The organism is Lacimonas salitolerans (assembly GCF_042677865.1).
In the GTDB taxonomy this organism is placed as follows: domain Bacteria; phylum Pseudomonadota; class Alphaproteobacteria; order Rhodobacterales; family Rhodobacteraceae; genus Lutimaribacter; species Lutimaribacter salitolerans.
The window spans coordinates 22,395-33,192 of sequence record NZ_JBHUDD010000046.1; the positions used below are offsets into that span (position 1 = coordinate 22,395).

General features: G+C 66.0%; 15 protein-coding genes. 4 read left to right on the forward strand and 11 right to left on the reverse strand.

Annotation, left to right across the window (positions count from 1 at the left end):
- Positions 1-14 precede the first annotated feature (14 nt).
- A complete protein-coding gene (locus ACFTOW_RS07080; protein WP_379914362.1) occupies positions 15-563 on the reverse strand; it encodes an REP-associated tyrosine transposase in 549 nt (182 codons plus the stop codon).
- 167 nt (positions 564-730) lie between these two features.
- Here ACFTOW_RS07080 and ACFTOW_RS07085 point away from each other — a divergent pair, with 167 nt between their 5' ends.
- Positions 731-1,414 carry a hypothetical protein gene (locus ACFTOW_RS07085; protein ID WP_379914363.1) on the forward strand — a complete coding sequence of 228 codons (684 nt, stop codon included), beginning with the start codon at positions 731-733 and terminating at the stop codon, positions 1,412-1,414.
- Between the two features lie 24 nt (positions 1,415-1,438).
- Here ACFTOW_RS07085 and ACFTOW_RS07090 read toward each other — a convergent pair whose 3' ends face one another.
- From ACFTOW_RS07090 to ACFTOW_RS07100, 3 genes are read right to left on the reverse strand one after another with little or no spacing between them, the layout of a single operon-like run.
- The gene (locus tag ACFTOW_RS07090) at positions 1,439-1,846 is read right to left on the reverse strand and encodes a c-type cytochrome (RefSeq protein ID WP_379914364.1); all 408 of its coding nucleotides are present in this window, start codon (positions 1,844-1,846) and stop codon (positions 1,439-1,441) included.
- A 13-nt stretch (positions 1,847-1,859) separates the two neighbouring features.
- A complete protein-coding gene (locus ACFTOW_RS07095) occupies positions 1,860-2,252 on the reverse strand; it encodes a c-type cytochrome (RefSeq protein ID WP_379914365.1) in 393 nt (130 codons plus the stop codon).
- Positions 2,253-2,263: 11 nt separating this feature from the next.
- Complete coding sequence (locus tag ACFTOW_RS07100; RefSeq protein ID WP_379914366.1) at positions 2,264-2,662, reverse strand: c-type cytochrome; 399 nt, start codon at positions 2,660-2,662, stop codon at positions 2,264-2,266.
- Between the two features lie 143 nt (positions 2,663-2,805).
- Here ACFTOW_RS07100 and ACFTOW_RS07105 point away from each other — a divergent pair, with 143 nt between their 5' ends.
- Together ACFTOW_RS07105 and ACFTOW_RS07110 are read left to right on the forward strand one after the other, a co-directional pair.
- Positions 2,806-3,219, forward strand: coding sequence for a PaaI family thioesterase (locus tag ACFTOW_RS07105; RefSeq protein WP_379914367.1), 414 nt, complete (start codon positions 2,806-2,808; stop codon positions 3,217-3,219).
- Positions 3,220-3,306: 87 nt separating this feature from the next.
- Positions 3,307-3,750 (forward strand): DMT family transporter, encoded by a 444-nt coding sequence (locus tag ACFTOW_RS07110; protein ID WP_379914368.1) that lies wholly within the window; start codon positions 3,307-3,309, stop codon positions 3,748-3,750.
- Positions 3,751-3,752: 2 nt separating this feature from the next.
- On the opposite strand, the gene ACFTOW_RS07115 is transcribed toward ACFTOW_RS07110, so the two are convergent.
- From ACFTOW_RS07115 to proS, 7 genes are all read right to left on the reverse strand, one after another.
- On the reverse strand, positions 3,753-4,244 hold the full coding sequence (locus ACFTOW_RS07115) for a hypothetical protein (RefSeq protein WP_379914369.1): 492 nt from the start codon (positions 4,242-4,244) through the stop codon (positions 3,753-3,755).
- A gap of 101 nt (positions 4,245-4,345) precedes the next feature.
- Complete coding sequence (locus tag ACFTOW_RS07120) at positions 4,346-5,029, reverse strand: ABC transporter ATP-binding protein (RefSeq protein WP_379914370.1); 684 nt, start codon at positions 5,027-5,029, stop codon at positions 4,346-4,348.
- Positions 5,022-6,272, reverse strand: a complete 1,251-nt coding sequence (locus ACFTOW_RS07125) for a lipoprotein-releasing ABC transporter permease subunit (RefSeq protein ID WP_379914378.1) — start codon at positions 6,270-6,272, stop codon at positions 5,022-5,024. Before ACFTOW_RS07125 ends, ACFTOW_RS07120 begins: the two co-directional genes overlap by 8 nt.
- A gap of 170 nt (positions 6,273-6,442) precedes the next feature.
- Positions 6,443-6,715, reverse strand: coding sequence for a hypothetical protein (locus ACFTOW_RS07130; RefSeq protein WP_379914371.1), 273 nt, complete (start codon positions 6,713-6,715; stop codon positions 6,443-6,445).
- A 135-nt stretch (positions 6,716-6,850) separates the two neighbouring features.
- Positions 6,851-7,369 (reverse strand): DUF2937 family protein, encoded by a 519-nt coding sequence (locus ACFTOW_RS07135; protein ID WP_379914372.1) that lies wholly within the window; start codon positions 7,367-7,369, stop codon positions 6,851-6,853.
- Between the two features lie 19 nt (positions 7,370-7,388).
- Positions 7,389-8,333, reverse strand: a complete 945-nt coding sequence (locus tag ACFTOW_RS07140; protein WP_379914373.1) for a serine hydrolase domain-containing protein — start codon at positions 8,331-8,333, stop codon at positions 7,389-7,391.
- 55 nt (positions 8,334-8,388) lie between these two features.
- Positions 8,389-9,741, reverse strand: a complete 1,353-nt coding sequence (proS, locus tag ACFTOW_RS07145) for a proline--tRNA ligase (protein WP_379914374.1) — start codon at positions 9,739-9,741, stop codon at positions 8,389-8,391.
- Positions 9,742-10,003: 262 nt separating this feature from the next.
- Here proS and ACFTOW_RS07150 point away from each other — a divergent pair, with 262 nt between their 5' ends.
- Positions 10,004-10,789, forward strand: a complete 786-nt coding sequence (locus ACFTOW_RS07150; protein ID WP_379914375.1) for a hypothetical protein — start codon at positions 10,004-10,006, stop codon at positions 10,787-10,789.
- Positions 10,790-10,798: the final 9 nt, after the last annotated feature.

Consider the following 10,798-nt stretch of genomic DNA (forward strand, 5'->3'; position numbering starts at 1 on the left):
CTTTGTCACCCGCTTCATCGCTCCACCAACCTGCTCTCCATCTCGCCGAACCTACCTGCTGCGACCGGTCCCTGCCATTCCGGATCGACTCGCCCCAAACGGATATCGCGATGGATCGACGAAAACGGCCAGTCCACAGCGCGCACCGCATGCCCATGCTTGACAGGATTGCCCCAGCAATAGGCGACGTGGCGCGCGAAATCATCCTCATCCCGTATCGCATGCTCCCAGAACCGGCGTTGCCATATCCCGGCCTCGCCCTTTCTGGCCCGGCTTCGGCTGCGGGACACATCCGCGCCGATGCGCTTGGTAAAGCCGCATTTTATCTCCTTCCAGCGGGTCGAGAAATCCGCGTCCCCCGGCGGCAAACGGATCACCGTGTGCAGATGATCCGGCAGCACCACGATCGCCTCGATCGCAAAGGGCCGGCGCATCATCACCGTTGCAAAGGCCCCGCGCAGTTCATCGATCCGCGCCGTCAACAGGTCGGACGAGCGGTCGGCAAGACAGACGGTAAAGAAGTACCGCCGCCCGGGAATGCGCAGGCGTGTGTAGCTAGACATGCCCCGACCATCCCCGACAATGGTTCACACACGGTTAATGCAGGGTGGGTGCCAACCCACCTTCCGCCACCCGCCACTGTGCATGCCATGTGCATGCTCCGTGCATGGCAATCACATCCCCGTTCTGCCCTCTTGCGCGGCTCGCCGATGCAGGGTCTAGTCACGCCATGCGCGCCGCCCTTCTCCTTGTCTGTCTGCTGATCGCCGCCTGCGGCAGGCCGATGACGCCCAACGAAATGGCCTTCACCCGCGCGGCCTATGGCGACCAGATCAACCCCGAACGCATCCGGTTTCACAGCGGCCTTGTCGCCGGGGCCTTCACCTATCAGCGCCCCGTCCGTCCGCGCCTGACCTGTATGGAGCGCATCTTTCCCCCCTCGCGCGGCGAAACGGTCACCGTGTCGCCCGGCGCGGCGGTGATCTTCAACAGGGTGTTCTACCGCGACGACCTCTACCGCGATGATTTCATGGCAAATTTCCCCGAGCAGATCGACCTGCTGGATGCCATGCTGATGGCGCATGAGATGGTGCATATCTGGCAATGGCAAAACCGCGACCGCACGAAGTACCACCCTCTCAAGGCCGTGAACGAGCATTCGGGCAACCCCGATCCCTACCTGTTCGATCTGGAAAACGACGCCCGGTTCCTCGACTACGGCTATGAACAACAAGGTGCCATCGTCGAGGAATACGTGTGTTGCCGCCTGCTTGATCCCGACGCGCCCCGCACCGCACGGATGCGCACCATGATCAGCGCCGAAATGCCGATCGAGGGGCTCGAACAGGTCATCAGCCGCCCGCAGGTCAGCATCCCCTGGGCCGGGGCGGAAACCAGGGGCATCTGCCGCTAACCTTTTGATCCGGCGTCAGAACCCCTAGCGCTGGATGCTCTCGAGATAGACCATCAACGCCGCCAGCGGGCGCGGCACCGGGGTCATCGCGCCAGCATCGCCCAGTTCCACCGGCACGGTCGGCCCGCGCAGCAGCAGGCCGAATTCCGGCATCTCCTCGCCCGGCTCCATCCGGGTGTAGCCATCGATCGCCGACATCACCTGCGCGCGCGGAAACGCCCCGCCATTGCGTGCGGCTATCCGGGTCAGGTCCGCCGGGGGCGGCTGCAACCCTGCCGCAATCTCGCCCGTCCCGCGCCCGTCATTGCCATGGCACAGCGCGCAGTTTTCCACGAACAGCCGCGCGCCCTCATCCGGTTCCGGCATATCGGTCACCGCGCAGGCCGTCAGCCCCGCCGCCGCCAGAATGCATGCCCCGATTGCGTATCTCATCCTGCTCTCCTGCCTATTCCTGGACAGCCTGAAGGAAGACCACCAGATCCGCAATGGCCCGCCCGGTCATCACCATCTGCCCCGAGGGCAGCGCCAGCGCGGTGTCATCGCCCTGAAACAGCTGCCCATAGACCGGCATGTCGCTGCCATGGCTGACCAGCGGATCGCGCCCGTCGATCCGGCGGATCACCCGCAGCATCGGAAATGCCCCGCCTTCGTCCGCTGCAAGCCGTGTCAGATCCTTGGGCTGCACCAGAAGCACCGGGGCCATCGGCCCGTCGCCCTGCGCCGCGGCGCCATGGCAGGCGGCGCAGCGCTGAAGATACAGTTCCGCGCCCTCGGCCGCGTCCTGCGCAGCGGCGACAGCAGGCACAAGCGCCAGAAGACCGGCCAATAGGTTTCGCATCTCACCCTCCCTCAGCGTTGCAGCGTTTCGACATAGCGTACCAGATCCAGCAGCGCGCGCGGCGTGTCCATCCGCGCCCCGTCGGCGGTGGTCACCGTCACTCGCGCCCCGGTGAACAACGGTCCGAATTGCGGCATGATATCCGTGTGATAGCGATCCGGATAGCCATGCACCTGCGCGATCACGGCATCGCTCGGAAACACCCCGTCGTTGCGCGCGGCCAGTTGCGTCAGGTCCGCAGGTCGCACCGGCAGATCGCCTGCCAGCCCCCCGTCACCACGCCCGCCCGGCCCGTGACAGGCCGCGCACAGGCTGTCGTAAACCTCTGCCGCAGGGTCAGGTCGCGGCGCATCCGCCATACAGGCCCCAAGAATCAAAAGCGCCCCCAGCGCGCCACCTGCCCGGATCATTGCCCTGCCTCTCCTGCTCTGCTCGTTGCCAGAGTGTCGCACCCCACCGCCGCTGATGCCTTGATCTGGATCATGGGTGACAAGCCGCGCGCGCCGCGCCATTGTGCGCCCGAAACGACGCCGAAACGACTAGGGACAAGTTCATGACAATATCGCTGGCCGAGGCCGAAACCATCCTGACCACCGGCTTTGCACCCTGGGTCCGCGCACTGGACATCAAGGTCGAGGCGATCACGCCCGAAGGGTCCGCCACCCTGTCGATCCCGATCACCGATCAGATCGCGCGCATCGGCGGCATCGTCAGCGGTCAGGCGCTGGCCACGCTGGCCGATACGGCGATGGTGTTTGCCTGCTTCGGCCATCTGGGCGCGCCTGTGCCGGTGGCGACCACAAATCTGGACACGCAGTTCCTGCGCCCCGGCAAGGGCAGCCGCGTGCGCTGCGTCGCGCGGGTCGAGCGGGCGGGCAAGGCGCTGATCTTTGCCCGCGCCGATCTGCTGGCCGAACCGGATGACAAGCTGATCGCGCAGGCCAGCGCCACATTCTTCAAGCCGTGATGCGGCGCGGCAGGTTTTGGTGTTTGTCCTAGGCGAAACCGCACCGCGACGTCACTTGCGCCCTTCAACCCAAACAAGAGCATCCCCATGCAACCCACTCATTTCTATGCGCTTACCATGCTGGCCGCCGGCATCGGCATCCCCGTTCTCGCAGCACTGAATGCACAGCTTGGCACCCGGCTTGGATCGCCTGTGGCCGCCGCCGTGGTGCTGTTCTGCGTGGCGCTGGTGACCAGCCTTGTGGTGCTGATGCTGACCGGCCCGCGCCCCATTCTGGCGCTCGCCAGCACGCCGCGCTATCTGATGCTGGCGGGTCTGCTGGTGGCTTTCTACATCCTGTCGATCACCTTCATCGCGCCGCATTTCGGGGTGGGCAATGCCGTGTTCTTCGTCTTGCTGGGCCAGCTTGTCAGCGCCGCGCTGATCGACCATTTCGGCCTGTTCGGCGCACGCATCAGCCCGGTCAGCCTGACGCGCGTGGGCGGCATCGCGCTGATGGCGGCAGGTGTGTTCCTGACCCAAAAGACCTGAGGTCAGGCGTCGACGAACACCACGCTGTCGGGGCTGATCGGCGCGGTCACGCCGGGCAGCACGACGCTGCTGCCGTTGCTGAATGTCACGGTCAGGGTGTCATCCTGCACGCTCTGACTGACCAGCGTTGGTGCTTCGCCCTCGGGCACCGGCACGACCAGCACGTCCTCGGCGGCGTCAAACCCCTCGACCGTGGTGGTGTCGCCACCCGCCGGCGCATCGTGGCTGGCCGCGTCCGGCGTCAGATCAATCGCGGCCCCGCCCTCCAGCATGTCGACGCCTGCGAAGGCAGCAATCACGGCGTCGTCGTCCTCGGCGGCCAGAAACTCGGCCATCTGCGCCTTGCCGGTTTCGACAGTATAGGCATCCTCGGCCAAACGGTCCGCATCTGCGCGCTCTTCGAAGGCATCATCGTCATAGCCGGGGCTGTCCGTCGCGATCAGGGCAACAGGCAGACCGATGGCAAACAGGACCAACCATTCCAAGCCGGACATCCCAACACGCCTTTTTCCACTGGGTTTCCAGCCTGTTATCGCAGAATTGGGGAGAATTTGCGTCACGCCGGCCCGGAAACAATCTGTTTCCGGGCAGCGCCTCAGCCGTCGCTCAGCGTGCCCGTATCCATCCGCAGCACCCGGTCCATCCGCGCGGCCAGCGCCATGTTATGCGTGGCGATCAGGCACGACAGGCCGGTGGCCCGCACCAGATCCATCAGCGTATCAAACACCGTGTCCGAGGTTTCTGGGTCCAGGTTGCCGGTCGGCTCATCCGCCAGCAACAGGCGCGGGCCATTGGCCAGCGCCCGGCAGAACGCCACGCGCTGCTGCTCGCCGCCCGACATGGTGGCGGGGCGATGACCGGCCCGGTCTTCGACCCCTACGCGCGCCATCAGGTCCAGCGCGCGCAGCCGCGCCTCGGACCGCGGCACGCCGCGCGCCAGTTGCGGCAGAACGATGTTTTCCAGCGCGCTGAACTCGGGCAACAGGTGGTGGAACTGATAGACGAACCCGACATCGTTGCGCCGCACGATGGTGCGCCGCCGGTCCGACAGGCCCACCATGTCATCCCCGCCGATCCGCACCGATCCCGCATCGGGCGTGTCCAGCAGCCCCGCGATATGCAGCAGCGTGGACTTGCCCGCACCGGATGGCGCCACCAGCGCCACGACCTCGCCCCGCGCGACGGTGCACGACACCCCGCGCAGCACCTCGACCGCGTTGGGCTTTCCCTTGTTGTAGGTCTTGGTCACGCCCTCCAGCGCCAGCACGGGATCACTCATAGCGCAGCGCCTCGACCGGGTTCATCCGCGCCGCGCGGCGGGCGGGAAATATGGTGACGACAAAGGACAGCCCCAGCGACAGCGCCACCGCCGACAGCACGTCACCCAGTTCCAGCTTGGCGGGCAGGTAATAGATGCCGCGAATGGACGGGTCCCAGGCGTTGCCGCCCGACAGACCGTTCACCATGGCGAAAATCGGGTCGATATAGAGCGCGAACAGACAGCCGAGGATCACCCCCAGCGCCGTGCCGATCATGCCGGTGAACGCCCCGCAGATGAAGAAAATGCGCAGAACCGACCCCTCGGTCAGGCCCATGGTGCGCAGGATGCCGATGTCGCGACCCTTGTTCTTGACCAGCATGATCAGCCCCGAGACAATGTTCATCGTGGCGATCAGCACAAGGATCGACAGGATCACGAACATCACCCGGTCCTCGATCTCAAGCGCGCTCAGAAACCCGCCCGAGGCATCGCGCCATGTCCAGACCTGCGCGCGATCCCCCGCCGCCTCAACCAGCGGCAGAGCCATGGCATCGACCCTGTCGGGATCCTGCACCATCACCTCAAGCTCGTCCGCCACCCCCTCGCGGTTAAAGAAAACCTGCGCCTCGGTAAACGGCATGTAGACGCGGGTGCGGTCGATGTCATAGCGCCCGGCGGTAAAGATATAGGTGACCGGATAGGCATTGACCCGTGGCTTGGTGCCAAAGGGGGTTTTCACCCCGTCCGGGCTGATGATCCGCACCGTGTCACCCAGCGAAACACCCAGTTCACGCGCCACGCCCGATCCGATCGCGATGCCCTCGCTGAAGTCCCCGACACTGCCCTGATGGCCCTCGCCCTGCCCCACCCGCGGGATCGAGGCCAGATCCTCGGGCGCGATGCCGAACACCTCGACCCCGGCATTGCGGCTGCGGCTGTTGGCCATGACCTGCCCCTTGATCAGGGGGGCCACACGGATCACGCCCGGCACCTGCGCGACGCGCTCGGCCATCGCCTCATAGTCACCCAGCGTGCGGTCCAGAACCCCGGTCTCGGCGTCGACCTGCCCCATGCTGTAGACCGTCACATGCGCGTTCGCGCCCAGGATCGTGTCGACAAACTCGGCCCGGAACCCCGAGCGCACAGCCAATGTGGCGATCAGCGCGAACACCGCCAGCGTGATACCGATCAGGCTGATCCAGGTCATCGCGCTGACCCCGCCCTCGGCCCGCCGGGCACGCAGATAGCGCCAGGCAATCATCCACTCAAAGGCGGCAAAGGGCGCGGTCTGCGAAAGGCGCGGCTGCGTCACGGGGCAAGGTTCCTTGGGCGAAATTCAGCGCGACCTTGCGGCGTAGGCGCGGCAGGGTCAAGCCACGCACAGGGGAGTTTACGCGATGTGACGCCGATGTGACCCGTCCGGTCCGGCGTTCAATGCGCCGCCAGCACCATGCAGACCTGCGACGGATCGCGCACGCCCAGCAGAACCACCTCGCCCTCGGGCAGGCACAGGCGCAGATCGCCCTCGTCGGTGTGGCGATAGAAGATATCAGGCACGCAGCGCGTGTTGGCGTGATGCATCACGACGACCGTGCCATAGTCGCGCGAGCTGTGCGGGATCACCACCCGGCCATTCAGGTTTTCGGACACGTGCAGCGCATCGGCAAGGGCAGCATCGGGGTAATCGCAATGGGCAAACAACATCGGCGCAACTGTCCTTTCTTGGCTCCGGGTTGCCCCGGATCTGCGCGGAAAGGCGATGCCAAACTGCGCCATTATTTTGCCACAATTTGTCAGAAATCTGTGCCAAGGCACAAGACCGCATTACGAAACAATACCTTACCCTAAGCGCGACAATCCCTTTGCACCCATGGACCTGCCGCGAAACGGCCAGCACAGCATGCGCCACAGCCCCGACAGCATCATCGCACCCGCCAGAAACCCCAGCCCGGCAAACACCACCCCGGCAAAAGTCAGCGGCAGCGCGGGGCGGTAATCGCCCCAGGCGCGGGCGGCTATCTCGGCATCGGTCAGGCGCGCAGCATGATAGGCGCGCATGAACGGCCCCGCCCCGCGCAGCGCCGCCAGATCGGCCGACAGCCGCGCATGGCGGTCAAACGTCCGGGCCATGTCGGCGCGGCGACGGTCCAGAAACGCGGTGCCCGCCATCTGTTCCAGCGCCGCCTCGCGCGTCAGCCCCACCGCCTGCGCCGAGGCGTCGAAATCGGACACCACGCGCGACAGCTCGTCCACAGCCCCGCCCAGACGCTGGCTATACTGTTGGGAATATTCGGGAAACTGTGACAGGCCCATGGCACCTGCCAGCCCCCCGACCAAAGCGATGGCGCGCAGGATCATGGGCGTTCCTCTTGACTGCTCATCGCGACGATAGCGCCTCGGACAGGGCCTGATCAAGCGCGCGAAAGGCGCTGACGCTGGCCACCGGTTCGTCATAGGCGGTTGCGACCGTGACCCCGTCGGGGAACACCACCGCATAAGCGCCGGTTTTCGGCCCCAACAAAAAGGACAGCGCCCCGGCATGGCTCATCTGCATCCCCGCGTCCGTGTCGCGGTACCCCATGCCCAGCCCGTACCACGACCCGTCCGCGCGCGCGGCCACCGGCAGCGCCAGCGGGTCGGCCCCGACCCGGCCTTGCGGACCGAACCAGTGCCACAGCAGCCGCGCGTGATCCTCCATCGACATGCGCCAGCCGCCCCATCCGCCGAACGCGGCAAAGCGCGGCGACAGCGCCCCGCTGACCCCGGCAGGCTCCAGCACCCGCGCGGTGCAGGCCGCCTCGTAGGGCTGGCCGGTGCTATGCGCGATGATCGCGCCCAGCAGGGCGTAATTCTCGTTGTTATACTGGAACGTGCCGACAGTGCCGCGCTGCTTGCGGCGGTCCAGCACGATATCGGTGACATGCCCGTGGCGCGGCGTTTCCTCGTTCAGCCACAGTCGCATGCGCAATTGAGTGCCATCCGGCGCGATGCCCGCGCTGTGGGTCACAAGCTGCGCCAGCGTCGCATCCGGCGCGTCCCGGTCCAGGGCCTGCGCGATCGTCATGTCCCAGTCCAGCCGCCCCTCGTCCACCAGCGTCAGCACGCACAGCGCGGTGATCGCCTTGGAGTTCGACGCCAGATCGCGCGCGGTCGTGGCATCCTGTGACGCCATCGGCGCGCCCTCCCGCAAGACGGCAATCGCGCCGCCGTCCGCCCCCTGCCCGGTCGCCCAGTGCGCAAACGCCGCCACCGGATCGGCGGCACGGCTCTGGCCGGGCAAGGCCAGCAGGACCAGCAAGGCAGTCAGCACAGGTCGCACCATACCCACCGTCTAGCAGATCACGGCCGCGGCGTCATCCGGCGCGCAGTCGCGGGCGTTACAGCCCGCGCACCATATGCGGCGCATAGATCTGCACCAGACGGTCCACCGCCGCGTCGGGGCTCAGCTCCTCGCTCTCGCCGGTGCGGCGGCTGGTCAGCTCGACCACCCCGTTCTTCAGCCCGCGCGGACCCACCGTGATGCGCCACGGCAGGCCGATCAGATCCATCGTGGCGAACTTGCCGCCCGCCCGCTCGTCCGTGTCGTCATAGAGCGGCTCCAGCCCCTTTGCCGTCAGCGCGGCATAGAGTTCCTCGGACGCCGCATCGGCCTCCGCATCCCCCACCTTGAGGTTCACGATCCCCACATGGAACGGCGTGACACCTTCGGGCCAGATGATGCCGCGCTCGTCATGGCTGGCCTCGATGATAGCTCCCACCAGACGACTGACCCCAATCCCGTGGCTGCCCATGTGCACCGGCACCGGCTTGCCGTCCGGGCCCTGCACCGTGGCCCCCATCGGCTCGGAATACTTGGTGCCGAAATAGAAAATCTGCCCCACCTCGATGCCACGCGCGACGCGCCGGCGATCCTCGGGGATGGCGTCGAACAGCGCCGCGTCATGGGTTTCATCCGTGCGGGCATAGCGGCTGGTGAACTCCTCCAGCACCGCCTGACACTGCGCGCAGTCGCTGTAATCAATCTCGCGGTCACCGAATTTCAGCTCGGTGATCTCGGCGTCATAGAACACCTCCGACTCGCCCGTTTCCGCCAGCACCAGGAACTCATGCGTGTCATCGCCCCCGATCGGCCCACTGTCGGCGCGCATCGGGATCGCCTGCAGGCCCATCCGCTCATAGGTGCGCAGATAGGACACCAGATGGCGGTTGTAGGCGTGCAGCGCGTCCTCCTTGGTCAGGTCGAAATTGTACCCGTCCTTCATCAGGAACTCGCGCCCCCGCATCACGCCAAAGCGCGGGCGGATCTCGTCGCGGAACTTCCACTGGATGTGATACAGCGTCAGCGGCAGGTCCTTGTAGGACGCCACATGCGCGCGGAAGATGTCGGTGATCAGCTCTTCGTTGGTGGGGCCATACAGCATGTCGCGCCCGTGCCGGTCGGTGATGCGCAGCATCTCCTGCCCGTAGTCGTCATAGCGCCCGCTTTCGCGCCACAGGTCCGCCGATTGCAGCGTCGGCATCAGCATCGGGTGATGGCCCGCGCGCATCTGTTCCTCGTGCACGATGTTTTCCAGCTTGCGCAGCACCTTGAAGCCCAGCGGCAGCCAGGAATAGATGCCCGAGGTGGCCTGCTTCATCATCCCCGCGCGCAGCATCAGCCGGTGCGACACGATCTGCGCCTCGGCGGGGTTTTCTTTGAGAACCGGCAGGAAATAACGGGTCAGGCGCATGGCGTCTCCTCGGATGGCTTTGCGGCTTCCCTAGCGCGGCACGGGATCAAGCGCAACGGGCGTGTCAGCCCGCAGCGCCCTGCCGCCACGCCGCGCCCAAGGGCAAACCACCGCCGCCCCTTCCCGCGCATAGCACCCGCCCCGCACGCCTCCCCTCCCCTTCGTGGCGAGAGGTCGGGGCTGGGGGGCATGGCAGGCTGCGGCCTTGCATCCGCCCCCCGATCCCGCAAAGGTTGCGGACGGGTAGGTATGGGTGCGCCGGATGGATCAGATCACGATAACACTGCCACTGACCGAGCGGGGATTGTGGGTGATCCTGTCCGCCATCGGTCTGGCGGCGGCGACAGGACTGGTCTGGCTTACTCTGTCCGAGCAGGATCGCAAGACCTCGCGCACCCCGCTGTCGTGGCTCATCGCCTTCGGCTGGGTGCTGCTGCCGCTCTGGCTGGCGATCTTCTGCGCGACCCTGTGGCAGGTCTGGGGGTTACTGACCGGCGCGGGCAGCATCCTGACCGGCCCCGGCAGCCTCGGCGCAGGCGCGCTGATCGCCGCCCTGCTGGGCGCCCCCTTCGTGATCTGGGGCACGGTGCTGAGACAGCGCACCGTCGATTTCCAGAAAGAGGGCCACATCACCGACCGGATAAACAAGGCAGTGGAACAGTTGGGGGCGGAAAAGACGGTCAAGAAACTGGTCGATGGCCAGTCGCAGGAAACCACAGAACCCAACATCGAGGTCCGCATCGGCGCGATCCTGTCGCTGGAACGCATCGCACAGGACAGCACCCGCTATGACAAGGGCCGCGATCATGTGCGGGTGATGGAAATCCTCTGCGCCTATGTGCGCGGGAACTCCAACGCCATCCCGCCACAGGATTACCCCGAGCCTGACTGGGAACCGCTGAAGGACGACGCGACCGAGGAAGAGCGCAGGACGCATCTGGAAAAGCGGCAAGAGAGATTTGGCAGTATACTTTTGGGCACTTCGAAAAATTGCTGTGGCCGGGCCGCTGGGATAGAAAGCAGAGGGCATGAGGTTTCTGGGGTGTGACGATGGCGC